General features: G+C 59.5%; 26 protein-coding genes and 1 tRNA gene. 8 read left to right on the forward strand and 19 right to left on the reverse strand.

Translation table 11 applies throughout. The features are described from left to right. Positions 1 to 4: 4 nt before the first annotated feature. Positions 5 to 844 (reverse strand): alpha/beta hydrolase, encoded by an 840-nt coding sequence (locus L8H52_RS12785; RefSeq protein WP_242207340.1) that lies wholly within the window; start codon positions 842 to 844, stop codon positions 5 to 7. A 5-nt stretch (positions 845 to 849) separates the two neighbouring features. Further along, a complete protein-coding gene (locus L8H52_RS12790) occupies positions 850 to 1,632 on the reverse strand; it encodes an SDR family oxidoreductase (RefSeq protein ID WP_242207341.1) in 783 nt (260 codons plus the stop codon). Positions 1,633 to 1,850: 218 nt separating this feature from the next. Between L8H52_RS12790 and L8H52_RS12795 the strand changes: the two genes are divergently transcribed. Beyond that, a complete protein-coding gene (locus L8H52_RS12795) occupies positions 1,851 to 2,447 on the forward strand; it encodes a TetR family transcriptional regulator (protein WP_242207483.1) in 597 nt (198 codons plus the stop codon). Between the two features lie 128 nt (positions 2,448 to 2,575). Further along, positions 2,576 to 3,208, forward strand: coding sequence for an isochorismate family cysteine hydrolase YcaC (ycaC, locus tag L8H52_RS12800; RefSeq protein WP_007916011.1), 633 nt, complete (start codon positions 2,576 to 2,578; stop codon positions 3,206 to 3,208). A gap of 89 nt (positions 3,209 to 3,297) precedes the next feature. Here ycaC and L8H52_RS12805 read toward each other — a convergent pair whose 3' ends face one another. The 8 genes from L8H52_RS12805 to L8H52_RS12840 all read right to left on the reverse strand — a co-directional run bounded on the left by L8H52_RS12805 (position 3,298) and on the right by L8H52_RS12840 (position 8,688). After that, a complete protein-coding gene (locus tag L8H52_RS12805) occupies positions 3,298 to 4,035 on the reverse strand; it encodes a Fic family protein (RefSeq protein ID WP_242207342.1) in 738 nt (245 codons plus the stop codon). After that, complete coding sequence (locus tag L8H52_RS12810; protein WP_242207343.1) at positions 4,032 to 4,295, reverse strand: hypothetical protein; 264 nt, start codon at positions 4,293 to 4,295, stop codon at positions 4,032 to 4,034. Before L8H52_RS12810 ends, L8H52_RS12805 begins: the two co-directional genes overlap by 4 nt. 143 nt (positions 4,296 to 4,438) lie before the next feature. Continuing rightward, positions 4,439 to 5,362, reverse strand: a complete 924-nt coding sequence (locus L8H52_RS12815; protein WP_242207344.1) for a LysR family transcriptional regulator — start codon at positions 5,360 to 5,362, stop codon at positions 4,439 to 4,441. 93 nt (positions 5,363 to 5,455) lie between these two features. After that, positions 5,456 to 6,166, reverse strand: coding sequence for an SDR family NAD(P)-dependent oxidoreductase (locus tag L8H52_RS12820; protein WP_242207345.1), 711 nt, complete (start codon positions 6,164 to 6,166; stop codon positions 5,456 to 5,458). Positions 6,167 to 6,215: 49 nt separating this feature from the next. Continuing rightward, on the reverse strand, positions 6,216 to 6,407 hold the full coding sequence (locus L8H52_RS12825) for a hypothetical protein (RefSeq protein WP_242207346.1): 192 nt from the start codon (positions 6,405 to 6,407) through the stop codon (positions 6,216 to 6,218). A gap of 37 nt (positions 6,408 to 6,444) precedes the next feature. Beyond that, positions 6,445 to 6,660, reverse strand: coding sequence for a 4-oxalocrotonate tautomerase family protein (locus L8H52_RS12830; RefSeq protein WP_016987787.1), 216 nt, complete (start codon positions 6,658 to 6,660; stop codon positions 6,445 to 6,447). Between the two features lie 158 nt (positions 6,661 to 6,818). After that, positions 6,819 to 7,514 carry a tRNA (adenine(22)-N(1))-methyltransferase TrmK gene (locus L8H52_RS12835; RefSeq protein ID WP_242207484.1) on the reverse strand — a complete coding sequence of 232 codons (696 nt, stop codon included), beginning with the start codon at positions 7,512 to 7,514 and terminating at the stop codon, positions 6,819 to 6,821. Positions 7,515 to 7,638: 124 nt separating this feature from the next. Beyond that, positions 7,639 to 8,688 carry an NAD(P)-dependent alcohol dehydrogenase gene (locus L8H52_RS12840; RefSeq protein ID WP_242207347.1) on the reverse strand — a complete coding sequence of 350 codons (1,050 nt, stop codon included), beginning with the start codon at positions 8,686 to 8,688 and terminating at the stop codon, positions 7,639 to 7,641. A gap of 185 nt (positions 8,689 to 8,873) precedes the next feature. Here L8H52_RS12840 and L8H52_RS12845 point away from each other — a divergent pair, with 185 nt between their 5' ends. From L8H52_RS12845 to L8H52_RS12855, 3 genes are all read left to right on the forward strand, one after another. Next, entirely contained in the window at positions 8,874 to 9,800 is a 927-nt protein-coding gene (locus L8H52_RS12845; protein ID WP_242207348.1) for a Gfo/Idh/MocA family oxidoreductase, read from the forward strand. Positions 9,801 to 9,969: 169 nt separating this feature from the next. After that, a complete protein-coding gene (locus L8H52_RS12850) occupies positions 9,970 to 10,167 on the forward strand; it encodes a hypothetical protein (protein WP_242207349.1) in 198 nt (65 codons plus the stop codon). A 32-nt stretch (positions 10,168 to 10,199) separates the two neighbouring features. Continuing rightward, positions 10,200 to 10,412 carry a DUF2945 domain-containing protein gene (locus L8H52_RS12855; protein ID WP_242207350.1) on the forward strand — a complete coding sequence of 71 codons (213 nt, stop codon included), beginning with the start codon at positions 10,200 to 10,202 and terminating at the stop codon, positions 10,410 to 10,412. A gap of 4 nt (positions 10,413 to 10,416) precedes the next feature. Here the strand turns inward: L8H52_RS12855 and L8H52_RS12860 are convergent, their stop codons facing one another. After that, a complete protein-coding gene (locus tag L8H52_RS12860) occupies positions 10,417 to 11,355 on the reverse strand; it encodes an AraC family transcriptional regulator (protein WP_242207351.1) in 939 nt (312 codons plus the stop codon). 11 nt (positions 11,356 to 11,366) lie between these two features. Continuing rightward, positions 11,367 to 12,200 carry an oxidoreductase gene (locus tag L8H52_RS12865; RefSeq protein ID WP_242207352.1) on the reverse strand — a complete coding sequence of 278 codons (834 nt, stop codon included), beginning with the start codon at positions 12,198 to 12,200 and terminating at the stop codon, positions 11,367 to 11,369. A gap of 295 nt (positions 12,201 to 12,495) precedes the next feature. Here L8H52_RS12865 and L8H52_RS12870 point away from each other — a divergent pair. Together L8H52_RS12870 and L8H52_RS12875 are read left to right on the forward strand one after the other, a co-directional pair. After that, a tRNA-Lys gene (locus L8H52_RS12870) sits at positions 12,496 to 12,570 on the forward strand. A gap of 25 nt (positions 12,571 to 12,595) precedes the next feature. After that, positions 12,596 to 14,869 carry a hypothetical protein gene (locus L8H52_RS12875; protein WP_242207353.1) on the forward strand — a complete coding sequence of 758 codons (2,274 nt, stop codon included), beginning with the start codon at positions 12,596 to 12,598 and terminating at the stop codon, positions 14,867 to 14,869. A 72-nt stretch (positions 14,870 to 14,941) separates the two neighbouring features. On the opposite strand, the gene L8H52_RS12880 is transcribed toward L8H52_RS12875, so the two are convergent. The 5 genes from L8H52_RS12880 to L8H52_RS12900 form a co-directional block, all read right to left on the reverse strand. After that, entirely contained in the window at positions 14,942 to 16,207 is a 1,266-nt protein-coding gene (locus L8H52_RS12880; protein ID WP_242207354.1) for an FAD-dependent oxidoreductase, read from the reverse strand. Beyond that, complete coding sequence (locus L8H52_RS12885) at positions 16,197 to 17,789, reverse strand: aldehyde dehydrogenase (NADP(+)) (protein ID WP_242207355.1); 1,593 nt, start codon at positions 17,787 to 17,789, stop codon at positions 16,197 to 16,199. The genes L8H52_RS12880 and L8H52_RS12885 overlap by 11 nt, the downstream gene beginning before the upstream one ends. Before the next feature lie 72 nt (positions 17,790 to 17,861). Then, positions 17,862 to 18,809 carry a dihydrodipicolinate synthase family protein gene (locus L8H52_RS12890; protein ID WP_242207356.1) on the reverse strand — a complete coding sequence of 316 codons (948 nt, stop codon included), beginning with the start codon at positions 18,807 to 18,809 and terminating at the stop codon, positions 17,862 to 17,864. A 55-nt stretch (positions 18,810 to 18,864) separates the two neighbouring features. Then, the gene (locus tag L8H52_RS12895; RefSeq protein ID WP_242207357.1) at positions 18,865 to 19,791 is read right to left on the reverse strand and encodes a 4-hydroxyproline epimerase; all 927 of its coding nucleotides are present in this window, start codon (positions 19,789 to 19,791) and stop codon (positions 18,865 to 18,867) included. A 22-nt stretch (positions 19,792 to 19,813) separates the two neighbouring features. Then, a complete protein-coding gene (locus L8H52_RS12900) occupies positions 19,814 to 21,439 on the reverse strand; it encodes an APC family permease (RefSeq protein ID WP_242207358.1) in 1,626 nt (541 codons plus the stop codon). Positions 21,440 to 21,670: 231 nt separating this feature from the next. On the opposite strand from L8H52_RS12900, the gene L8H52_RS12905 reads away from it, so the two are divergent. Beyond that, complete coding sequence (locus L8H52_RS12905) at positions 21,671 to 22,441, forward strand: AraC family transcriptional regulator (protein WP_242207359.1); 771 nt, start codon at positions 21,671 to 21,673, stop codon at positions 22,439 to 22,441. A 31-nt stretch (positions 22,442 to 22,472) separates the two neighbouring features. Here L8H52_RS12905 and L8H52_RS12910 read toward each other — a convergent pair whose 3' ends face one another. Together L8H52_RS12910 and L8H52_RS12915 are read right to left on the reverse strand one after the other, a co-directional pair. Then, a complete protein-coding gene (locus L8H52_RS12910; RefSeq protein WP_242207360.1) occupies positions 22,473 to 23,069 on the reverse strand; it encodes a LysE family translocator in 597 nt (198 codons plus the stop codon). Between the two features lie 55 nt (positions 23,070 to 23,124). Then, positions 23,125 to 23,961, reverse strand: a complete 837-nt coding sequence (locus L8H52_RS12915) for an AraC family transcriptional regulator (protein ID WP_242207361.1) — start codon at positions 23,959 to 23,961, stop codon at positions 23,125 to 23,127. Positions 23,962 to 24,012: the final 51 nt, after the last annotated feature.

A 24,012-nucleotide genomic window follows, 5' to 3' on the forward strand; every position in this document is an offset into this window, starting at 1 on the left:
TGGTTCAGCTATCGAGAAACGCCTGCGCCTTACTGACAAAATCAGCGTAGTTCTGGAAAATCGCGCCGTGTCCGGCGTCTTCATAAATGATCAATTGCGCGCGGAGAATCCGGTTCGCCAGATCAATCGAATTGACCGTGGGCACCATGATGTCGTTGTCACCGTTGACCACCAGCGTCGGAATTTGCAGGCCGCCAAGGTTCTGCGGCATTTGTTTTCCCCATGCCTTGATGGCTTTCAACTGCCGCAGAAAAGCGCTGGGTGTCGGGCGCTTGTCGCGGTCTTTGCGGCGTTCTTTCAGGCGTTGCAAAAAGTCTGTTGCGGCCCGCCGTCCGTTGGCGGTTGTGGTGAAAAACAGGTGGAACTTCGGGTCGCGCAGGGTCAGCAAACCCTTGAACATCAGTGGCCAGGAAACCGCACCGACCTTGGCGATACCGACTCCGCCAGCAGGTCCGGTGCCGGTCAGAATCAGCCGCCGCACCAAGGAGGGATCTTTGAGCGCGATGTCCTGAGCAACGAATCCGCCGAGGGAAAAACCCAGCAGATCGACGCTGGTGAATTCCAGCGCAGCGATCAGGCTGATGACGTCGTCGGCCATCTGCGCGACGGTCAGGGGCGCGGTGCCACCTGAGCCACCGACACCGCGATAGTCAATGGCGATCACGCGCCGGGTTCTGGCCAAGCCATCGACGATTCGCGGATCGAAGTCGTCCAGTACCGCGCCCCAATGATTGAGCAGGATCAGCGGCACCGCCGTTTTCGGGCCCAAGTCTCTATAGGCGAACGCCGTGCCGCCGACCATGATCGATTGGTTGGCGGCGTTGACGAAAAGCATCTGCTTCATTGCACTCACGCCAGATAGCGCTGGGCGACTGCCGACTGGCGGATCTGCGCCAACAGGCCCTGCCGCGCGGTTTGCAAGGCATCCCAGCGCTCACCTTCATGCAGCGGCGGAATGGTCACCGGCTCGCGACGATCGAAACCGACCAACGCTGCATCGACCAGATCGGTGACTTCCATGATCTCGCTCAAGGTGTTGATGTCGATGCCCGCGCGATCCCAGATCTCGGTACGCGTCGCGGCCGGCAGCACCGCTTGCACGTAAACGCCCAACGGCGAAAGCTCCAGGCTCAGCCCCTGAGACAGAAACAGGACAAATGCCTTGGTCGCGCCGTACACCGACATGCCGAACTCCGGGGCCAGACCGACTACCGAGCCGATGTTGATAATGGCGCCGTCACCGGCCTTCGCCAGACGGGGTGCGATGGCACTGGCGAGCCGCACCAGTGCCGTGGTGTTGAGGGCGACCAGATTGGCCACTTTGTCGGTGCTCTGCTCGATGAAGTTGCCGGACTGCGCGGCGCCCGCGTTATTGACGAGGATGCCAATGCGCGCATCGTCGCGCAGGCGCGTTTCGACGGTGGTCAGGTCTTTGAGTTGGGTCAGGTCGGCCTGAAGCACGTCCACGGCGACGCTGTGTTCGCTACGCAGTTTCGCGGCGAGTGTTTGCAGGCGCTCAAGATCGCGGGCAACCAGCACCAGGTCATGCCCGCGTTGGGCGAAACGTTCGGCGTAAACCGCGCCGATGCCGGTAGAGGCGCCAGTGATGAGAACAGTAGGGCGGGTAGTCATGGGATCATCTCTTTGTCAAAAAACATCGATTAGGGTTGATGCATGAGGCAGCAATCACGGCGGGGTTCGGCTTGCTGAGCAGTAGCGCTCCGTGGCTGTGAGTGCAGCCGTAACCTCTGTAATTAGGATGATGATCGAAATCTAAGCTGTCAATGGTTTTGATTATGGCTGACATCTATGTATCATCGACGCATGATTTTTCAGCGGAGGAATTGCACGTGAGAGTGACCAAAGCCCAAGCGCAGGCAAACCGCGAGCACATCGTCGAGACCGCGTCGGTGTTGTTTCGTGAGCGCGGTTTTGACGGTGTTGGCGTCGCAGATCTCATGGCGGCGGCCGGATTTACCCACGGCGGCTTCTACAAACATTTCGGTTCGAAGGCTGACCTGATGTCCGAAGCCTCGGCCAACAGCCTTGCTCGATCATTGACCGGTGCCGAAACGCTCGATGTTCAAGGCTTTATTGACGTCTATGTATCGAGAGAACATCGCGATGGGCGGGGCAGCGGTTGCACCATGGCCGCTTTGTGCGGCGACGCAGCGCGTCAGTCTGACGATGTGAAAACCACGTTTGCCGACGGCATCGAGCGCACGCTGCAAACGCTTGGCGACAAGTACCCGACAGGGCCCGACGCGGCATCTGGTGAGGGGAGGGTGAAAATGATCGACATGCTGGCGCGTGCGGTTGGCGCGATTATCCTCTCGCGTGCCTGTCCGGATGACTCAGCGCTGGCCGATGAAATACTCGCGGTATGCCACGCTGAAATGACCGCGTCATTGCTGATGTCTGCCGACAGTGCAGAAGTGCCTGGTTGATCGGTATTGTCCCTTTTGAGTTGACGGTGAAACGCTTTTCAGCCGATTTATCCCGTCCCTGTGCGTCAGTAATCTGTACCCAACTTGAACGCAACGACAACTTCAAAAACTCAAAAGGGACGCAGACCATGACCACTCCAACCTACAACCGCCTGAACAAAGACGACGCTATCGTGCTGCTGGTCGACCACCAGACCGGCCTGATTTCTCTGGTCCAGGACTTCTCGCCAAACGAGTTCAAGAACAACGTCCTCGCTCTGGCGGATCTGGCGAAGTTCTTCGAACTGCCGACCATCCTCACCACCAGTTTCGAACAAGGCCCGAACGGCCCGCTGGTGCCAGAGCTTAAAGAGATGTTCCCGGATGCGCCGTACATTGCTCGCCCAGGTCAGATCAACGCGTGGGACAACGAAGACTTCGTGAAGGCAATCAAGGCCACCGGGCGCAAGCAGATCATCATTGCCGGTGTGGTGACGGATGTCTGCGTAGCGTTCCCGACCTTGTCGGCGTTGGCAGAGGGGTTTGATGTGTTTGTGGTGACCGACGCTTCCGGCACGTTCAACACCACCGTGCAACAAGCCGCCTGGAGCCGCATGACTCAGGCTGGCGCACAAATGATGAACTGGTTCTCGGTGGCGTGTGAGCTGCACCGTGACTGGCGCAACGATATTGAAGGGCTGGGCAACTTGCTGTCGCAACGGATCCCTAACTATCGCAACCTGATGAACAGCTACTCGGCGCTGACGGCTCAGCAGAAGTAAGCCTGCGCGATTCAAACGAAAGCCTGCCCTGAAAAGCAGGCTTTTGTTCATTGTGACGTCGCAATCCAGATTTCAGCAGCGATGCTGAATCATTCGACAGGCAACCCGCGATACGCTTTATAAAGTCGCTGAACCTCGGGATCATCCAGGCTTCCATACGTGATCCCTTCCTTGTCCAGTCCATCCAGACCTTTTATCCCGCCAATCATTGCCGGCCATTCTTCGCGGCTCGAGATGTCGATGACGAAGGGTTTCAGATAAGCATCAAGATGGCCATTGGAAGGGGCTCTAATCTCGTCGGCGAGCGCTCTCAAGTAGTCGTCTTTATTGGTTTTCGACCAATCAATGGCGAAATTGCTCCGATAGCACAATTCCATGTAGATGAGCAGAATTGTGCGGCCATTGCCATCCAGAAACGGGTGGGCGAAGGCCAACTGCCCCATTACCTCTCCGGGACGTTCACGAAAGCGTTTTTTGTTTGCAGCGAGTTCAAAAGCGTATTCGACGGACCTTTTTATCAGTTCAGGTCGTTCAAATATCGTGTGATGCGGATCATCTTTCGATCCCTTGAAAACCGCCAGGTGGGGGACGAGTTCGTTTCTGTCTTTCCCCGCCCACGGGTAAAAACCGGAGAAAAGGATTTCGTGAGTCTTGAGAACAGCTTTGTAGTCGATGGGCTTTCTCTTGGCGAGATACGCGAGGGCATCTTCGATACTGGCTTCGAAGGAGAGATGCTCGGACTCTTTGACTTCAAGAGAGTCTTTCAGTTTGAGCGAGTTTTGAAGATAACCTTCAGTCTCGAAATCGCCGAAGGGGTCAAAAGTCATGCGCTAAGTTGCCTCTTGCCACGCCTTTTTTCTTGAAGGTAGCGTCCTTGAAGGGCCATGATTTCTGTTTTGTTGAGAACACCTTTACGCTTGAGGTTGACGAGCAATTGCTCAATGCCATCCAGCTCGACAGCATCGCCTGCCAGGCGAGTAATGGTCGCAGCCATGCAGCTAATGCCGTCACGCTCAGCGGTAACCTTATGCTTTTGGGCGAGTTTGCGAACTTCGCTCGCAACGTCGCCATTGGCTGAACCAGTCATTTAAACCCCTCGTTTTCTCTCTCAGAGCATAGCATGGCGTTGGCTCTGTAAATTTTCCAGCAGCCCCCGGCGGTCAGCAACAGCATTGCGTTGTTCGGGTTGACTGCGAAACGCCTTTCAACCGATTTATTCCTTGTTCAGCGTTACACCTGCGCCCACTCATCACGAAACTGCAACAGAAAGTCGACAAACGCCCTGACCCGTTGCGGCACATAGCGGCCGTGCGGGTAGAGCAAGGTGTAAGGTCGCGAGCGCCCGGCATAAGGTTGTAGAACCTCGACGAGGCTGCCGTCGGCCAGCTCTTTTTCAACGATGAACCTGTAGGTCTGGAAGACCCCCGCGCCGTGTTTGGCCAAGGTGACGCCGCCGAGCACATCGTCTGAGCAGGAGTAGCCCCCCTCAGAAATCACTTCTCGATCATCGCCGTTTTCCTGGAACAGCCAAGAGATCCGTCGTCCGCTGCTGGGCAGTTCGAACTGAATGCACTCGTGTTGCACCAGATCCTCAAGCGTCTGCGGTGTACCAGCCTTTTTCAGATAGTCGGTGGAGGCGACCACCACCAGTTTTGCATCCTCCAGCAGTCGCGCGACCATGGTCGAATCCGGCTGGGCGCGGACGCGGATCGCCAGATCGTAGCCTTCGCCGACAAAGTCGATATTGCGGTTGCCCAAGTGGATGTCGACGTTGACGTCAGGGTAGAACGCGCGGAATTTTGGTAGCAGCGGCAGGATGCGGTGATGCCCGTAAGTGGTGGGCAGGCTGATGCGCAACAGCCCTGACGGTGACGTCTGTGCGCCCATGACTTCCTGTTGCGCTTCGATCAGTTGCGTCAGCGCCTGGCTGCACTGGACGAAAAAGTTTCTGCCAGCTTCGGTCAAACGAATGCTGCGCGTGGTGCGGGCAAACAGGCGCGAACCCAAGCGCTGTTCCAGACGCAGAATCGACCGGCTCACTGCGGCTGGCGTTACACCTGCAAGCTGGGCGGCAGCGGTGAAACTGCCGGCTTCAGCGGCGAGGCAGAACAGTTCGATACTGCCCAGTTGCAAGTCATCAAAGTGGCGCTTCATGTGAGTACACCGAGGATCAACTGACATTTCATCCTCCGCCTTATCTCATGAAGCGGCACCGCCGGTACACACCGGCAGTGCTGCGCGGCGGTTTCAGTGGCCAGCGCTCTGACCACCGTCGACATGGAGGATTTCGCCGGTGACGAAGTTCGCGCTGTCCAGGTAAAGGATCGCTTGCACGATGTCGTCGATTTCGCCCATACGACCAACCGGATGCAGGCTACCGAGGGCGGCGTGGGTTTCTTCGCCGTGCATCGGGGTCTTGATGATGCCGGGCGATACCGCATTGACCCGAATGCCGCGCTTGGCGTACTCGATGGCCAGCGATTTGGTCGCCGCGTTGATGCCACCCTTGGTCAGCGACGCGAGCACCGACGGTACGCCGTCAATCGCGTGATCGACCAGGCTGGTGGTGACGCTGACGATGTGACCGCTGGCGTTTTTCTCCATTTCGGCAATGGCCAATTGCGAGATGTGGAAGAAGCCGCTCATGTTGGTCGCCACCACTTGTGCGTAGTCTTCCTTGCTGTATTCGGTGAACGGCTTGGCGACGAAAATCCCGGCGTTATTCACCAGCGTGTCGATACGACCGAAGCGTGCAACGGCTTCGCGGATCACCCGCTCGGCGGTCTGCGGGTCGGCGATGTCACCGGCGACGGCGAGAATGTCCGGGTCGGTGGACGGTTTGATCGAGCGCGAGGTCGCGACAACCTGATAGCCGCGCTCACGGAAACCCTTGACCAGACCTGCGCCGATGCCTTGCGAGGCGCCGGTGATCACTACAACTTTTCTGGACGTGCTCATGATGTTTCCTCATGCAATCTGAATGGTTTGAATAAACGGATTTCGCAAGTCAGGCGTGAGCCGCAACCTGTGCTGCCTGACGTAATGCTGGGTGGTAATAAGCGACGGACCGGGAACCGGGATTGAGCTGTTTGTCATCGAGAACATGGCCGGAACCGATCTGTTCGCCGCGCTCGATGATCATCGCGTTGCGGTCCGCCGCTTGCTCGGCGCAGCGACGCCCAACGCGCATCAGGGGCAAACGACATCCGAGACGAAGTCGATTTTCACGGTACGGCTCACGACTGCGAATCCGCTAACTGCTGGCGATACTCGGTGGTGGTGATGCCGGCATAACCCCAGTTATCGGTGTCGACTTCTTCGATGACGATGTGGGTGAGTTTCGGATCCTTGTGCAGCACCCGCTGCATCGTTTCGGTGATTTCCTTGATGACCTGGGCTTTCTGCTCCCGGGTCACGCCGTCACGGGTGATGCGTACGCTGATGAAAGGCATTTGGGGACTCTCCAGTCGCTGGCCCGTCGAAGTGATGGGCGGCTGTTGGAGAGGACTTTAAGAGGAGGGTGGGCGTTGATAAATGGGGTTTGAGGTACATCATTTGTGATGCGGTGTATCAAATAAGGGCGCGCGCCTTTCCAGCGAAACGCCGGCGCTCAGGCCAGCAGTTCGCTAATCCAGCGTGTCTGTTGCGTCAGGTCTTGCACCTTTCCATCCGGTAAACCCTGCTGCGCATGGGCGAGCTGACTGAGCGTCTTCTGCTTGTGGCGAAGTTTGTGCTGCCATTTGTGCAGAAACTCGGGGCTGCGGGTCTGCATTTGCAAGGGGCCGAAGTACAGTTCTCTGGCGGAATAAGTCACCGGTTGCGCGCGCTCGGCCACGATGATTTCATAGTGGAAGCGGTTCTCCCGCAGCAGCTCTTCGCTGAGGATGCGGTAGCCGTTTTCCATCAGCCATAGGCGCAGTGGTTGTTCGCCGCCATTAGGTTGCAGGATCAGGCGCTCTTTGCCGCTCAAACGGGCCTTGCCGCTGTCGAGGATGTCGCGGATGGTTTCACCGCCCATGCCGCAGATCGTGATGGCGGTGATGCCGTCGTCAGGTTCGATGGCCGCCAGACCATCAGCCAGGCGCACGCTGATGTGGGGCTGCAGATCATTCTCGCGCACGGTGCGTGCGGCCGCGTGGAACGGCGTCGACGCGACTTCACCCGCCACGGCCGCTGCGATCAGGCCACGGCGCATCAGCGCCACCGGCAGATAGCCGTGGTCCGAGCCGATATCGGCCAGCCGCGCGCCGGCCGGCACGTGTGCAGCCACGCGCTCAAGGCGCATGGACAATGTCTGTTCGTTCAACGGCAACCCTTCGATGGCAGGCAAAGGGGTGCGACTCTGGCGAGCATCGCCGGGCCTGTCAAATCCCGGCGACGGAATTCAACGGCTGATTGGCCACACCTTGCTGCCAATCAGCCGTTTGCGCTTAGCCAGCCAACGTCGCGTTGTCGATCACGAAGCGATATTTCACGTCACCCTTGAGCATGCGCTCGTAGGACTCGTTGATCTGGTCGGCGCGGATCAGTTCGATGTCGGAAACGATGCCGTGCTCGGCGCAGAAATCCAGCATCTCCTGAGTTTCGGCAATGCCGCCGATCATCGAACCGGCAATCGTGCGGCGCTTCATGATCAGGTTGAACACGTTCGGCGAAGGATGCGAGGTGGCCGGCGCGCCAACCAGCGTCAATGCACCATCGCGCTTGAGCAGCACGAGGAAAGCATCGAGATCGTGCGGCGCCGCGACGGTGTTGAGGATCAGGTCGAAACTCTTGGCGTGCGCGGCCATTTCTTCGGCATTGCGCGACACCACAACCTCATCGGCGCCCAGCGCCTTGGCCGCTTCACGTTTGGATTCAGAGGTGGTGAACGCAACAACGTGCGCGCCCAGAGCATGGGCCAGTTTGATGCCCATGTGACCGAGACCACCGATGCCGACCACGCCGACTTTCTTGCCCGGCCCGGCGTTCCACTGACGCAGTGGCGAGTAGGTGGTGATGCCGGCACACAGCAGCGGTGCGACGGCGGCCAGTTGCGCTTCGGGATGACGGATGCGCAGCACGTAGCGTTCATGCACGACGATGTTTTGCGAATAGCCGCCCAGCGTCCAGCCTGGTGCATCCGGGGTCGGGAAGTTGTAGGTGCCGATCATGCCATCGCAGTAGTTTTCCAGACCGCTTTCGCAGTCATCGCAATGTTTGCAGCTGTCGACGATGCAGCCGACGCCGACCAGATCACCGATCTTGTAGTCCGACACATGGGCGCCGACGGCGGAAACGCGGCCGACGATCTCGTGCCCCGGTACGCACGGAAATTGCGTGCCGGCCCATTCCGCGCGCACCTGGTGCAGGTCGGAATGGCAGATGCCACAGAACGCGATATCGATCTGCACATCATGGGCGGCCGGCGCGCGGCGGTTGATCTGCATCGGCTCAAGGGGTTTGTCGCCCGCGTGGGCGCCGTAGGCTTGTACAAGCATGGAAACATCCTCGATCGGTTTGTCGTGGTGACATTCTTGCTGTTCTGCCGCACCGCGCAGTAGTGCATTCCTGTGCGATCCTTGCCTGATCCTGTGAGCGGTTGTGACATTGCGCGGACAGACGCTCGCGGTGTTTGCAGGTAATCTGCCGCTCTGACTAAAACAAAACAAAAGCGGAGTCATTGATGCAACCAATCCGTCTCGGTCTGGTGGGCTACGGCAAGATTGCCCAGGATCAACACGTTCCGGCAATCCTCGCCAATCCCGCCTTCCACTTGGTGTCGGTCGCCACCCAAGGCAAGCCCTGCGCGGGCGTTGAGAACTTCCAATCCTTGGGTGAGCTGCTGGAAAACGGCCCGCCGGTGGATGCGATTGCCTTCTGCACGCCGCCGCAAGGGCGTTTTGCGCTGGTGCAGCAAGCGTTGGCCGCCGGCAAACATGTACTGGTGGAAAAGCCGCCGTGTGCCACGTTGGGTGAGGCATTGGCCTTGGTCGATCAGGCCGCAGAGCAGGGCGTCAGCGCATTGTTTGCCTGGCATTCACGCTACGCGCCCGGTATCGAAGCCGCTCGCGACTGGCTCGCCTCGCGCACTTTGCAAAGCGTGCAGATCGACTGGAAAGAAGATGTACGCAAATGGCACCCCGGCCAAACGTGGATCTGGCAACCCGGCGGCCTCGGCGTATTTGATCCGGGGATCAATGCCTTGTCGATCGTGACTCATTTACTGGCGCTGCCGCTGTTTGTCGAATCGGCCGAACTGCGCGTACCGAGCAACTGCCAGTCACCGATTGCCGCATCGATCCAAATGTCTGACGCCCGCCGCCTGGATGTGCGCGCGGAGTTTGATTTTGACCATGGCCATGATGAGCTGTGGAGTATCGAGGTTCGTTGCGCCGAGGGTGTTCTGCGCCTGGATAACGGTGGTGCGTTGTTGAGCATCGACGGCGTGCGCCAGGCCGTGACGGAGGAGGGCGAGTACGCGGCGGTGTATCGGCATTTTCAGCAATTGATTGGCGATAAGGCCAGTGATCTGGATGTGCAGCCGTTGCGCTTGGTGGCGGACAGTTTCTTTGTCGGCAGTCGGGTGTTGGTCGAGGCGTTTTACGATTAGAGGCAGGCTGGCCCGGCACGGTTATTTCAGTCGCCAAGCGAAAGCCTGCCCTTGAACGGCAGGCTTTTTTCGTTGGCGCACCGTTCGTCCATTGCCCGGCACTTGCGCGGTGCCGTTACCTCTCACGTTTAAGCGCGGATATCCCGCGTACAAGAACGGAGAAACAAGCATGGACATCGATGAAAATGCACCGGGCAACCGGTCACAGCAAGACGTGACACGGACGACGGACAATGAGACGGGGCATGATCCGAAACGTAACCCGCCCGAGGTTCCACTGCCCGCCGATGAAGAGTCGCCGGTCGATGAAGACATGACGGATGTGGCGGCCAACAACTCGGTGTCGAGCGAGCATCCCGAGTCGTAATGACCCGATTGAATAAGTGTGGGGGACAGGCCATGAACACGCCATTCAAGGTCGGCGACGCAGTTCAGTGGAACAGCGAGGCTGGCGAGATTCGCGGCAAGGTGGTCAAGGTCCACACCCGGGATGTCGAGTTCATGGGCCGGCATCGGCCTGCTTCAAAGGACGAGCCGCAGTACGAAGTCAAAAGTGACAAGACCGGACATCTGGCGATGCACCACAGCGCGGCGCTTCATCCCGCGAAATGACGATCTAATGCGAGGATACGAATTCGGAAGGCGTTGTCGGCGGCGGCAATGAGTACGTCGCCTTCATCCATTCAATCTCCGCCTGCGGCGTCCGGCCGAAAAACCGTTTGAACTCGCGACTGAATTGCGAGGCGCTTTCATAACCGACGTCGAACGCTGCCGCCGAAGCGCTCATGGCTTGGCGCAGCATCAGCAGTCGCGCCTGATGCAGGCGTGTCGACTTCAGGTATTGCATCGGCGAGGTATCGGTCACGCTGCGAAAGTGCAGGTGAAAACTCGGCACGCTCATGCTCGCTTCGTGGGCCAGTTGCTCGACGTCGAGGCGCTGCTGATAACAGCTGTGAATCTTGCGGATCGCCCGGCTCACCTTGCCGAAATGTCCGCGACGATGCAGCGCGGCACGCATCGAGCCACCTTGCTCGCCCGTGAGAATGCGGTAATAGATCTCACGTACCAGCGCCGGCCCGAGAATTTGCGCTTCACCGGCGACGCTCATCGTCTCGAGAAAACGCAAGGTCGTGGTGCGCAGCGCGTCGTCCATCGGCGAGGCGTACATGCCTTTTGGCTCAGCATCGCTGACGCCATGCACCTCATCGACTTGCAACATCAACTCGCTGGCCAACTGAAAGTCCAGTTGCATATAAATCGCGAGCATCGGCTCGGATTCTGTGGCATCGGTCTCCATGGTGAAGGGGATCGGCACCGAAACCACCAGATAATGCTGCGCGTCATAGACGTAGGTGTCCTCACCCAGATAACCGCGCTTGCGACCCTGGCAGAGGATGACAATGCCGGGGTCGTACAACACCGGCGTGCGGGTCAGTGGGCGATTCGAGCGCAGGAAGCGCACGTCATCGAGCACGCAGAGGTTGTAGCCCTCGACCGGCGCGAGGACTTCCATCAGTTGCACCATGCGCGCGGTGCTTGCATCGACCTGCGTCATCACATCCTCTCTCAATGATCGGTGGACCGACTCAGCGCTTCCCATTGATCGATCTCGTTGGCCGCATATTTCAGTTTGTCACGGACCAGGCTCAAGGCGTCACTGCCCAGCAGCAAGTGGGCGGGTGGTGCCGGGCTGGCGATGATCTGCAACATCGCTCGGGCAGCCTTTTGCGGGTCGCCGAGTTGCTTGCCGCTTTTCTCCTCTCGCGCTTTACGGATAGGGTCGAAACTGGCGTCGTAGTCGGCAATGCTGCGCTCGGTGCGTTGCATCGAACGACCCGCCCAATCGGTACGGAACGAGCCCGGCGCCACGGCAGTGACGAAAATATTAAAGGGCCGCAGCTCCTTGCTCAGGGTATCGGAGATCCCTTCGAGGGCAAATTTGCTGCCGCAGTAATAGGCGATGCCCGGCATGGTGATGGTGCCGCCCATGGAGGTGATATTGAGGATATGCCCCGCGCGGCGCTGGCGGAAGAACGGTAGACAGGCTTTGATCATCGCCACCGCACCGAACACATTGACGTCGAACTGACGGCGCATCTCCTGCAAGGGTGATTCTTCGAAGACACCTTCGTGGCCATAACCGGCGTTATTGACCAGCACATCGATCGGGCCGTGCGTGGCTTCGACTTGCGCAACGACACTGTCGATCCGCTCGAAATCGGTGACATCCAGCAGCACGCCGTAAGCGTTGTCCGAAGACAGTGCCTGGAACTTTTGCAGATCAGTTTCACTGCGCACCGTGCCGATGACACGATGGCCTGCGGCAAACGCTTCTTTGGCCAGCGCATGGCCGAAACCGCTGCTGACGCCGGTGATGAACAGGGTTTTGGTGTGAGTCATGTCGAGCTCCCATTGGGTCAGGTCTGAGGCCATGGTAGCGATCAACAAACGGCGCACCTATGCCGGTTTATCTTTGAGCATTGCCTATTCCTATCAGGCTGAACTTCTACGACGGACGCCATTAAACAGAAAAAGACTGCCATGACGGACGCGCCTCGATACGAGGTCAAGAGTGGCAGGACCGGTCCCCGAAGATAGTAACGGCGTGCTCGTTTCAGCTCGTGAGCGCGAATTGTCTCGTAGCAGACACCGGGCTTCACTTTCCTTCGTGGCTGGTCAACAATGCGCGCTCTGTTCCGGGGTAGTTCAGCGGTGGAACACTCGGCTCTTAACCGGGTGGGCGCTGGTTCGAATCCAGCCCCCGGACCCATTACATTGCAGGGTCACAAGGAAGTATGTCCAGGGACGACGGTGAGTTCGGCGAGCACGATGGCGTGAATGCAGGTTATGCGGTGTTCCAGCTCTCACGAGCGTTGATCGCTACACAGCGCGACGCTGACCCGCAGGTACGCAACCGAGTCGAGCGCTGGCAGCGGGTAGTCGAACACCTGATGCAGGGCAGTGCACAATACGGTTCACGTGAGCCTTTCGCCGATTTGCCACAGTGGGTCACGCTGGACGTGGCGACGGGTGGATTTGCCACCGGGCAACTTCCTGCCGGTGGCGCTTTGACTTCATATGAGCGCCACTTGGCCGCGTCGATCCCCGGCATCCGTGCTGGTCATGAACGGTTCGATCTCAACATCTGGCATCTATCGGATGTGGGCGTCGCAACGCTGCAAGAGCGTTTGGCGAACGGAACCTATCAAATTGACGTTCCGGAGGAAGCCGCACTGCTGACAGTGTCATGGCTTTTGCGGCATCAGCGTACTGACGAGGCGCGAATGCTGATCGAGCAGATCGTACCTTTTTTCGATCGCCTGCGTTTCTTCCCGACTGCCGTTGACGAGCCGCCGATTTCCACGGCTGAGGTGCATGTTTTTGATAGCGCCAGTGTCAGGCAGCGGCTGAACCGGCAATTGGCTCAACCGCGTCTGGCCGTTCAAAAGCATGTGGTTGAAAATCGTCTGCCTCTCTACGACGCTGCGGTCTCACTGTTTCTTTTGACCTGTCAGGATGGCTGGCCTTGCAGACACTACCCTGAAGGCTGGTTCGAACGCGCAACGGCACTTGGCGCGCAGATTGCTCGGACCTGTAGCGCTGAACACCGCAGCAACGGTTCTTTCAAGACCCGGGCGGCAGAACTGTTTGCGTTGCTCGGTCAGTGTTTGCGCGATCAAGCATCATTGACCGGCCGTCAGGTCGGTCGCATCCGGCGCATTGTTGATGACTTTGTGGCCAAACACGGGCATCCCGATTCCGCCGCACATTCCCTTAAACGAGCAGAGCAGCGCCAACATGTGGCGGCCCCCGGGCATCATTTGATTGCCCGGGCTGTCTCGGCACGTCTGGCAAATTACCCGGGTTCGGACGGCGTCAGTGACTTTTCGCCGTTGCTTGAACCGATCACCGATGAGGAGGCGAATCGTCACCGGCTGCCCTTTGGGGTGATAATTCCGCCTGCTGTTCGCCGACGCCTTGAGCGTTGCCGCAAGGGAACCATTACCGAGTTGATTGATCATGGCTTGATCTCATCCGCCGATACCGTGGCGCAGGTTCTGCCAGCAATGACGGCGCAAATCTGTAGCGCTGTATACCGGGATGGAATGCTGCAGTCGTTGGCGGGCGCTACGTATCGTGCCTTCCGTCGTCGGCGGTCGTTGCTGCTGCTCAATCTGCAAAGTCAGGTCAGAATTGCAGAGCTGCCGTGGGTCGCGGCTTTAGAGGGAGAGCGTGAGGCGAGTGCTATCTCCGCCACGGGCGCCAGGCAAGCGTTGGTCGAGGCCTCTGCAATGACTCTCTCGGCGTTTCCACAGGCCATTCTTCCGAACAAGCTGTTACAGGAATTTGTTTCACTGGCTGAAACGGCGAAGTTGGAGCTGCCTTTCGTCGACGAGGTGGCGGCTGACATTTTCATGGGCGCGTTCTCCAGCAAGTTCACGAGAGCAGCCAGGCAATCGGCCAGATTTATAGCCGGAACGCTTTACGCTCGTTATTACGACATTGATACGGATGGTCTGGCAGGCCTTCCCGATCAGCGCAGAAGCAACAGCCGTGATGCATTGGCGACGCTGTGCGCGCAGCGTGCAAACGCCACCTTTGGCACGTGGCGGCCAGCGGTCAACGGCACGATACTCGAACAGCAGCAAATTCTGACGACGCAAAACCTCGCGCTCCTGTTCGGCGAATTGAACCTGAAAACACTGTTGCATCATCGTTTGAGCGCGCTGGCGCTGGCGTGCTTCGAGTGGATTTGCAAGCGGCAACAAATGCACATCACGCATTACCATGCACGTCTGGTGATGTTGAAGAACACGGCGTATGCCTGGCGTCAGATGATGTTTTACTTGTCGATGCTGGATGGCGAGCTGTTGCATTCTGCGCTCGAAAGTCTTGAGTCGAATTTTGCAGCGCAATCGAGCGAATTCCGGGAAAGATTTCTGCCAGCGATGATTGGGTTGCGCGTTGCAGCTGCCGGGCAGCGGCTAACCTTGAGTCGCCAGAAAGATGAGGGCGCGAGAATTTTTCTGGGGTGGACCACTGAGCGCCACTGGTTAATGCCTTTGTAGCGCCTGCCGATCTGCCAGTGCGCGGCCACAAGCCTGCGCCGGAAAGCAGGCTTGTGGATCAGAAACTTCCTTTCAGAAACGATCGAGCCTGTACGGTTCGTTGAGTGGCAGGCTGCAGGCATCTTTTGCAATCGCAGGCAAAGCCATCCGCACCACTATCTCCGCCGTCACCGCCGCCTGCGTCAACCCCAAATGCTGATGCCCGAACGCAAGCAACACCTTGCCCTCACACACCTGATCAATCACCGGCAACGAATCCGGCAACGATGGGCGAAAACCCATCCACGGCGTCGCTGCGTCAGCACTCAGATCCTTGCGAAACAGACCCTGACTCAACCGATGCAACTGCCATGCGCGTTCCATGCTCGGCGGTTTTTCCAGCCCGGCGAACTCGACAGTGCCGGCCAGACGTAACCCTTCGGTCATCGGCGTCAAGATGAACTTGCGTTCCAGCGAGGTCACGGGGAAGGGCAGGCGATCGTGTTCCTGAGGCAGCATCAGGTGATAACCGCGCTCGGTGTCCAGCGGTACTTTTTTGCCGGTGAGGGCGGCGGTGAGTTTCGCCGAATGTGCACCACAGGCGATCAGCACGCGGCTGGCAGTCAGACCGCCATCGCCGGTGGTCAGCGTCACTCCGTGCTCTTGCACATAGCCGCCCTGAACCTGTTGTTGGACAAAACTCACGCCACAAGCCTTGGCCGCTTCGACCAGTTCGCAGACCACGCGGTAGGGATCGATGAAATGCCCGGTGCGCGGAAAGAACAAGCCGCCCTGAATCTGTTCGCTGAGTTGCGGCGCGGTTTCGCGTATAGCGCCGGACTGCCAGTAATCGACCGGCACTTGCTGCTGATGCAGGCGAGCCTGTAATGCCTGGATTGCCTGACGCGATTCGGCACGTTCGAACACCAGCAACGAGCCATCGATCTTCAGCAGGTCCGGCCGCTGGATGTCGGCAAGCAAGCGCTGCCAGGCATCAAGACTGCTTTCATTCAGCGCGCGCAATCCGACCACGGTGTTCTGAAAAGGCGCCGGACGCAGATTCAACAGCAGTCGGGCGAACCACGGCAAGGCGCGCGGCAGGTATTGCCAGTCCAGCCGCAACGGCCCCATCGGGTCCATCAGCATGGCGGGCAGGCGCTTGAGGATGGACGCGTCGGCAATTGGAAACACCTGCTCGGTCGCCAGATGCCCGGCGTTACCGAACGAGGCGCCGTGGCCGGGTGGCTGCTGATCGATCACCACCACGCGCAATCCTTGGCGAGCCAGACGCAGTGCGCAGGCGACGCCGATGATGCCAGCGCCGACCACAGCAATGTCGTGGGAGACGTTATTCACCATGGCGCTGCGCTTCCCTTTGCCCATCGAGCAGACGGCGTAATTGCAGCGGATTGCCTTGTTTCAATGCGTCAGGCAGCAAGCTGTCGGGGAAGTCCTGATAGCAGACCGGGCGCAGGAAACGCAGGATCGCCGCTGTACCGACTGATGTTGCGCGTGCGTCGGACGTGGCCGGGAAAGGCCCGCCATGCACCATCGCGTCACACACCTCGACCCCGGTTGGCCAGCCGTTGATCAGCAGGCGGCCGGCCTTGCGTTCCAGGGTTGGCAGCAATGCGCGCGCCTGTTCAAGGTCTTGGTCATCCAGGTGCAACGTGGCGGTCAACTGGCCTTCCAGGTGTTCGCAGAGCTGACGGATTTCTGCCTCACTGCTGCATTGCACGATCAGCGCAGCCGCGCCGAACGCTTCGGCTTGCAAACTGTGATCGGTGAGAAAGTCGGCGGCCTCGGTGACGAACAGGTGCGCCTGACATTGGTTCGGGCCGCTGCCGTTCTGACCCACACCGCTGTGGCGTGCAGCGGCATTCTCGGCCAGTGCATTCACGGCAGATTCGTAAGCGCTGAAAATGCCCGGTGTCAGCATCGTCTGCGCCGGACTGCGTTGAATGATCTCGGCGGTGGCGGCAATAAACCTGTCGAGCGCCGGTCCTTTAAAGGCAATCAGCAATCCCGGATTGGTGCAGAACTGGCCCGCACCCAGTGTCAGCGAGGCCACAAACCCTTCAGCCAACGCCTGCGTGCGATTATCCAGCGCCGCCGGAAACAGCAGCACCGGATTGATCGAACTCATTTCCGCGTACACCGGAATCGGTTCGGGCCGCGCTTGCGCCGCTTGAATCAGCGCCAGGCCACCGCTGCGCGAACCGGTAAAACCCACCGCTTTGATCCGTGGGTCTGTGACCAGTGCGATGCCCACTTCGCGGCCGGAACCGTACAGCAACGAGAACACGCCCTCCGGCAAGCCAGAGTTTTTTACCGCCCGAGCAACCGCGCGACCGATCAGTTCGCTGGTGCCGGGATGCGCGCTGTGCGCCTTGACGATCACCGGGCAACCGGCGGCCAATGCTGAGGCGGTGTCACCGCCCGCCACCGAAAACGCCAGCGGAAAATTGCTCGCACCAAACACCGCGACCGGCCCCAGCGCGATCTGACGCTGGCGCAGATCCGCACGTGGCAACGGCTGGCGTTGCGGTTGTGCGCTATCGACGCGCACATCCAGCCATTCACCGCCACGGACCGTGCGGGCGAACATTCTCAATTGTTGGCAAGTGCGCCCGCGTTCGCCCATTAAACGCGCACGCGGCAGGCCGGTTTCGGCGTGGGCGCGGTCGATCAGTTCATCGCCGATGGCTTCGATTTCCATGGCAATGCTTTCGAGAAATTCAGCGCGAACATTCAGCGCCGTCTCGCGATAAACATCGAACGCTGCCCAGGCCAGTGCACAGGCCTGTTCGACATGCTCGGCCGATCCACCGGCATACGCGGGCTCCAGCGTTTCATTGGTAGCCGGATTGATTCCGCGAATGGCGGCGCGATGGCCAGCAACCGTGTGCTGTCCGAGCAGCATGTGGCCCGTCAGAGTCATGGTGTCTTCCTGATGAAAAGGGAAAGGCCTGCCGCGTAGCACAACGCATCGCGGCAGGTGAGGCTTGCTGTGTCAGGCGAAATTCTGTTCCGCCGACCAGTTCTCGTACCAGTGACGGAACAGCGAATACTGCTTCTCCGCATAACGCCGCTGCGAATCGCTCAACGCATCGGTTTCGTTGAAGTGCAGGGTGTATTCCTTGTCGCCGTTGAGCACCATCAGGTGCTTGTAATACAGCACCAGATCGCAGCCTTCATCGAACGACGACAGCACCGCCAGCGCCGATTCCAGTTCCCGCGCCTGACGACGGGCCTTGGCATCACCCTTGGCCGCTTGCTTGCTCAGCGCCACCAGTTGCAGCACTTCGCGCGGCAGGGCGTTGCCGATACCGGTGATGGCGCCGGTGGCGTTGCAGTTGACGAAACCGTGGACCACTTGCGTGTCGACACCGACCATCAGGGTCACGTCATCGTCCTTGGAGGTGATGTTTTCGGCGGCGTAGCGCAGGTCGGCGGCACCGCCGAATTCCTTGAAGCCAATCAGGTTCGGGTACTCGCGACGCAGTTCGAAGAACAGATCGGCGCGGGTGGCGAAGCCGTAGTAAGGGCTGTTGTAGATCACCGCCGGCAGGTTTGGCGCGGCTTGCAGAATCGCGGCGAAATGGGCCTTTTGCGCAGCGACCGAAGCGCCACGGGACAGCACGCGGGGAATTACCATCAGACCCTGAGCGCCGACTTTTGCCGCGTGGGCCGCGTGGGAAACCGCTTCACGAGAGTTCACTGCGCCAGTACCGACAATGGTTGGAACCCCGGCGGCGACCAGACGCGCCACGCCTTCCTGACGTTCGGCTTCGGTCAGCAGCGGCCAGTCGCCCATCGAGCCGCAATAGACCACGGCGCTCATGCCGATATCGATCAGCTCGCGACCCTTGGCCACCAGTGCATCGAAGTCCGGTTTGCGCTGGGCAGTGCACGGGGTCATCAGGGCCGGCATGCAACCGGTGAAGATGTTGTCGCTCATTGTTTTAACTCCTTGGCACATCATTCAAATTGAGGTGAAAAGTCAGCGCGGTGGCTCAGATGCCCCACGCGAACGGGTCTGCTTCGTCGATCAGCAAAGTGCTGTCGGCGGTCATGTAAGCGCGGCCGGTAATGAACGGGCGAATGCGCTCGCCGTCCCATTCGAAGCGGCCTTCGAACTGGCTGCCGGTGATGCTCGCTTGCACCCAGGTCGCGCCGGGTTGCAGCTTGTCGTCGGCGGCCAGGCAGGCGAGTTTGGCGCTGGTACCGGTGCCGCACGGTGAGCGGTCGTAGGCTTTGCCGGGGCACATGACGAAGTTGCGGCTGTCGGCTTCGTTGTCATCGGCGAACAGTTCGATGTGATCGATCACCGCGCCGTCTTCGCCGTAAATGCCTTGGTCTTCGAGGGCTTTGAGCATGGCCCAGGTGTACGCGGTGAGGTGTTCGACGTTGTCCATCGTCAGCGTCTGGCCGTGTTCCGAGACAAGGAAGAACCAGTTGCCGCCATAGGCGATGTCGCCAAATACTCGGCCGAATCCCGGCACATCCACCGGCACCTGTTTGCGATGTCGATAGGCGGGTACGTTGCCCAAGGTGACGGCTCCGTCGTCATGCAACGTGGCGCTGACCGGGCCGACTGGCGTGTCGATCTTGTGGATGCCCGGCTGGATTTTTCCCAAGTACTGCAACGAATTGATCAGGCCAATCGTGCCGTGGCCGCACATGCCGAGATAACCGGCGTTGTTGAAGAAAATCACCCCACAGGTCGCGTCTGCCGAGACCGGCGCGCAATACAATGCGCCGACCAGCACATCGTTGCCGCGCGGCTCCAAAAGGCACGCGCGGCGCCATTGATCATGCTGAGTGCGCAAGGCGTCACGTTTTTCGGCGATGGTGTTGCCGGGTAGATCAGGGAAGCCGTTCATCACCAGGCGCGTCGGTTCACCGCCGGTGTGGGAATCAATGACGTGTAGTTCTTTCATGAATAGATTCCTTTAGGTGATTTCAGTAGGCGCCGGCAGGGCGCGCAGCCACGGTCGAGGCGGGGGCGGCGACTTCGCTTTCCTCATCGTCCTCTTCCAGACGCAGCAGATGCGCCGGCACACCGGTCGCGGCGCCCCAGTAATAAATGCCGGTGGCGCAAGCAGCGACGACGATGGTGTCGAACGGATGAGCGAGGATGCCCAGGCCACCGAAGGTGCCGAGTTTCGACAACACGATGGTCACCGCGTAGAAAGCGATCAGCCACGCCGAGGAGCGCACCTGACGCGCCAGATTCAGGTGGGCGGTCGGCACAAAACGTCCGCAGAGCAGGTAGACCACGAACATCAGGATTTGCAGGCCGAGCAGCCACGACACGGTGTTCCAGCCCGACCAGTAGACGATCAGCGCGGCGATGATGAACGACACCGGCCCGAGCAGACCCATGCACTTGACCCGGAACGGCCGCGGCATATTCGGCGCGTTGCGGCGCAGCGCTGCCACGGACACGGGCGCCACGGCGTAGCTCAACACCAGCGCGGCGGAGACCACATTGATCAGCGCTTCCCACGACGGGAACGGCAGGGTCCAGAACACCGATAGGGCAAAGGTCAGCCACAGCGCCGGACGCGGAATCCCTGACTTCTCATCGATATGGGTGAAGACCTTGAAGAAGGTCCCGGTCTGCGCCCAGCCGTAGATCACGCGTGGGGTGGCGTTCATGTAGATGTTGCCGCAGCCGCTCGGCGAGATCACCGCGTCGGCGACCACCAGATAGGCCAGCCAGCCCACACCCAGTGCCAATGCGATGTCGCGGTACGGCAGGGAAAACTCCTTGCTGATACCAGCCCAGCCATTGGCGAGCATTTCGGTTGGGATGCTGCCGAGAAAGGCCATTTGCAGCAGTACGTAAATCAGTGTCGACAGCAGCACCGAGAGGATCAATGCGATGGGAATAGTGCGCTGCGGATTCTTCACTTCACTGGCCACCGAGATGATCGGTGTCAGCCCCAGATAAGCGAAAATCACGCCACCCGCCGACACCGCCATTTCGATACCGGACAAGCCGAACGGGGCAAATCCTTGCACATGGAAGTTGGCCGGTTTGAAGAAAGTGAACAGCACACCAATCACCAACAGCGGCACGATGAACTTGAATACGCTGACCAGATTATTGGCCTTGGCGAAGGTTTTCACGCTGCGGTAGTTGAGCAGGAAAAACACGCACAACAGGCCGAACTGCACCATCCAGCCGAGGATCGTCGGATCGCCAGAGCCCGCCTTGGTCAGCTCGGGAAACCACGCTGCCGCGTATTGGCGCGAGGCGACCACTTCGATCGCCACCAGACTGGAAAACGCAATCAGGGTGATGAAGCCCATCAGGTAGCCGAGCAGCGGCCCGTGGGAGTAAACCGGATAACGCACCACGCCGCCGGCACGCGGTAACGCCGCGCCCAGTTCGCAGTAAACGATGCCCAGCAACAACACGGCAAAACCGCCCAGCAGCCAGGAGAAAATCCCCGCCGGCCCGGCGATGGCGGACACATGACTGGCCGCGAACAGCCAGCCGGAGCCGAAGATCGCACCGAGCCCGATAAATGTGAGGTCGATCAGTGAAAGCTGTTTTTTGAACTTGCCTTGGCCTGACATGGCATCGCCTTCTTGTGAGTTATTGGATAGGCAGTTGTGTCACTGGGACGCCCAGACTTTGAACTTGTCGACGCAGTGGCGATTGATGTTTTGCGGCGGCTTCGATGACGAAATCAGCACAGTCGCGCTGAATAAACGTGGCCCTCGACACGTCTTGAACGATGCTGCAATCTGCACGCGAAGGCCGCATGGCGGGCGCTTCGTCTATCCACGTTACGAGAGGATTGTTTGATGCAGCAGGCGTTTTCGATCCTGTCTCAAGGCATTGATGGGCATCGCCCGCAGACACTTGAGGAGCTGTTGGCCGGCGCGGCACTGCTGTTGCCGATGCTCGATGTGATCCCCAATGCGGCGATTTTCATCAAGGATGTGCAAGCCCGGTATGTACTTGCCAATCGCACGCTGGTGCAACGCTGTGGCTTGAAGGATTTGCGCCCGCTACTTGGCAAAACCAGTGCGCAGGTGTTCCCTGCGCAACTCGGGCCGGGTTACACCGAGCAGGACCGCAAGGTGCTGGAAGAAGGCTTTGTGCTGGAGGATCAGCTTGAACTGCATCTGTACGGCAGCCGCGAACCGGGCTGGTGCCTGACGCACAAGCAGCCGCTGTACAACCGTGACGGGGTGATCATTGGTCTGGCGGGGATTTCCGTGGACCTGCAATCGGCCAGTGAAACCCATCCGGCGTTCGAGCGGCTGGCGGCTGTCGATGAGCATATCCGCGCACATTTCAATCGTCGGGTCACCCTCAGTGAATTGACCCGAATCGCCGGTATTTCAGTCGCGCAACTGGAGCGTTACTGCAAACGCGTGTTCCACCTGACGCCACGGCAGATGATCCAGAAAGTGCGGCTCGAACACGCGCACCGATTGCTGCATACCGATCTGCCGATTACCGACGTGGCGTTGCAATGCGGCTATACCGATCACAGCGCCTTCACCCGCCAGTTCAAGGCATCGACCGGGTTTACTCCGCGCGAGTATCGGCAGGCCACTTCACCCTGATGAAATGGTATTGAAGCGCTATGTGGTGGAGTCATGCCAGGACTGTCAGCCATGCCGAAAGCAGCAGCAACAACGCCAGTGCGGTGTTCATGCGCTTGAACGCCTTTGGCGATCCCATCAGCCGCGCACTGCCCACGCCCATCAACGCCCACAACGTCATGCACGGCAGCGACACCAACAGAAACGCCAGCGTCAACACCAATAGTCGCAGGGTCTTGTCGCCGCCGCCGACAAACACACTGACCACCGCCATGGCCATCATCCACACTTTGGGGTTGACCAGTTGCAGCATCGCCGCGCCGAGCACGCTGAAACCTTCTGCTTGCGCCTCGGCAGGGTCCAGCGACGGCGGTGCACTGCGAAAGATCTGCCACGCCAGCCAGCTCAACCAGAGCACACCGCCCCAGGCCATGGCTTGTTGCACGCGCGGATAGCGCAGCAAGGTTTCGCCGGCACCGAGGCCGACCACCAGCACAATCAATGCCGCCGCCGCGCAGGCGCCAAAAATGATCGGCAGCGTGGCGAGCAAGCCTTGGCGCGAACTGTGGCTCAACACCAGAATATTGGTCGGCCCCGGTGTGATCGAGGCAACGAAAGCAAACAGCAGAAAGGGCAGTAATGACGCCATGATCCGGATTCCCTGAAAGTAAACACAGGAAGCCATGATCGCCAGTCGGTGTACGTCAGTCTGGAAGGTTTGAGCAGCGCTTGCGGTAGTCGGCAGGTGTGAGTTGGTAGGCCCGGCGGAACCAGCGCCCGAGATGACTCTGGTCGGCAAAACCGAGCACGCTGGCGACCTGTGCCGGCGTTTCACCCCGGGCCAGCAACTGCCGCGCCTTGGCCAGGCGCAACTGGATCAGATAAGCGTGCGGCGCCAGGCCAAACGCTGTCTTGAAGGCGCGGCTGAGGCGAAAACGGTCTACCCCGCAGACCTGCGCGAGATCATCGAGACCGATATCTTCATAGGTATGCGCGTGCAGATAATCCCGCGCCAGTTGTGCCACCAATGGCAGGCGCGGATCGAAAACCTGCCGCTTGCGCCAGTCGAGATGGCGCGTGAGCGAGCTCAGCAAACCATCGATGGCGGTCTGCCGAACGATGCGCAGATCGCCGTCATGCAACGCATGGAAAGCGTGACTGATCGCTGTGGCCAGACGCGGGTCCTGACTCAGCGTGTCGGCAAAACCGGGCTGGCTGTCGGCCGGGGCGTCTTCGAACAGCGCGTGCATTTCACGCTCCAGCCAGTGCGGATCAAGGTAGAGCATCGAATAGGTAAAACCTTCTTCGGTCGGCGCTTGCCCATCGTGGATTTCCCCCGGCTCCAGCAGGAACACGTTGCCCGGCGTACTGCGATGGCGCACGCGGCGGCAATTGAACTGCTGCACACCTTGCTCGGTCACGCCGACGAGGAAACTGTCATGCCAGTGCGGATCGTAGGCATGCCCCTCGAAGTGAGCTCGAATCGATTCAATCCCGGTATCGACATCCTGGGACAGCTCGATCCAGTTGCGTTTATCCACGAAGGCTCCAGTGTTCGCTGTTGAAAGGTGCGGCCCGATAAAATACCGCGC

The organism is Pseudomonas sp. CROZ-RG-20F-R04-15 (genome assembly GCF_022662375.1).
Lineage (GTDB): Bacteria > Pseudomonadota > Gammaproteobacteria > Pseudomonadales > Pseudomonadaceae > Aquipseudomonas.

What these genes read in the sequence shown, in the direction of transcription:
- L8H52_RS12785 (WP_242207340.1), bottom strand. Translation starts at nt 844, where the DNA reads ATGAAGCAGATGCTTTTCGTCAACGCCGCCAACCAATCGATCATGGTC.
- L8H52_RS12790 (WP_242207341.1), bottom strand. Translation starts at nt 1,632, where the DNA reads ATGACTACCCGCCCTACTGTTCTCATCACTGGCGCCTCTACCGGCATC.
- ycaC (WP_007916011.1), top strand. Translation starts at nt 2,576, where the DNA reads ATGACCACTCCAACCTACAACCGCCTGAACAAAGACGACGCTATCGTG.
- L8H52_RS12805 (WP_242207342.1), bottom strand. Translation starts at nt 4,035, where the DNA reads ATGACTTTTGACCCCTTCGGCGATTTCGAGACTGAAGGTTATCTTCAA.
- L8H52_RS12810 (WP_242207343.1), bottom strand. Translation starts at nt 4,295, where the DNA reads ATGACTGGTTCAGCCAATGGCGACGTTGCGAGCGAAGTTCGCAAACTC.
- L8H52_RS12815 (WP_242207344.1), bottom strand. Translation starts at nt 5,362, where the DNA reads ATGAAGCGCCACTTTGATGACTTGCAACTGGGCAGTATCGAACTGTTC.
- L8H52_RS12820 (WP_242207345.1), bottom strand. Translation starts at nt 6,166, where the DNA reads ATGAGCACGTCCAGAAAAGTTGTAGTGATCACCGGCGCCTCGCAAGGC.
- L8H52_RS12830 (WP_016987787.1), bottom strand. Translation starts at nt 6,660, where the DNA reads ATGCCTTTCATCAGCGTACGCATCACCCGTGACGGCGTGACCCGGGAG.
- L8H52_RS12840 (WP_242207347.1), bottom strand. Translation starts at nt 8,688, where the DNA reads ATGCTTGTACAAGCCTACGGCGCCCACGCGGGCGACAAACCCCTTGAG.
- L8H52_RS12845 (WP_242207348.1), top strand. Translation starts at nt 8,874, where the DNA reads ATGCAACCAATCCGTCTCGGTCTGGTGGGCTACGGCAAGATTGCCCAG.
- L8H52_RS12850 (WP_242207349.1), top strand. Translation starts at nt 9,970, where the DNA reads ATGGACATCGATGAAAATGCACCGGGCAACCGGTCACAGCAAGACGTG.
- L8H52_RS12855 (WP_242207350.1), top strand. Translation starts at nt 10,200, where the DNA reads ATGAACACGCCATTCAAGGTCGGCGACGCAGTTCAGTGGAACAGCGAG.
- L8H52_RS12860 (WP_242207351.1), bottom strand. Translation starts at nt 11,355, where the DNA reads ATGACGCAGGTCGATGCAAGCACCGCGCGCATGGTGCAACTGATGGAA.
- L8H52_RS12865 (WP_242207352.1), bottom strand. Translation starts at nt 12,200, where the DNA reads ATGACTCACACCAAAACCCTGTTCATCACCGGCGTCAGCAGCGGTTTC.
- L8H52_RS12875 (WP_242207353.1), top strand. Translation starts at nt 12,596, where the DNA reads ATGTCCAGGGACGACGGTGAGTTCGGCGAGCACGATGGCGTGAATGCA.
- L8H52_RS12880 (WP_242207354.1), bottom strand. Translation starts at nt 16,207, where the DNA reads ATGGTGAATAACGTCTCCCACGACATTGCTGTGGTCGGCGCTGGCATC.
- L8H52_RS12885 (WP_242207355.1), bottom strand. Translation starts at nt 17,789, where the DNA reads ATGACTCTGACGGGCCACATGCTGCTCGGACAGCACACGGTTGCTGGC.
- L8H52_RS12890 (WP_242207356.1), bottom strand. Translation starts at nt 18,809, where the DNA reads ATGAGCGACAACATCTTCACCGGTTGCATGCCGGCCCTGATGACCCCG.
- L8H52_RS12895 (WP_242207357.1), bottom strand. Translation starts at nt 19,791, where the DNA reads ATGAAAGAACTACACGTCATTGATTCCCACACCGGCGGTGAACCGACG.
- L8H52_RS12900 (WP_242207358.1), bottom strand. Translation starts at nt 21,439, where the DNA reads ATGTCAGGCCAAGGCAAGTTCAAAAAACAGCTTTCACTGATCGACCTC.
- L8H52_RS12905 (WP_242207359.1), top strand. Translation starts at nt 21,671, where the DNA reads ATGCAGCAGGCGTTTTCGATCCTGTCTCAAGGCATTGATGGGCATCGC.
- L8H52_RS12910 (WP_242207360.1), bottom strand. Translation starts at nt 23,069, where the DNA reads ATGGCGTCATTACTGCCCTTTCTGCTGTTTGCTTTCGTTGCCTCGATC.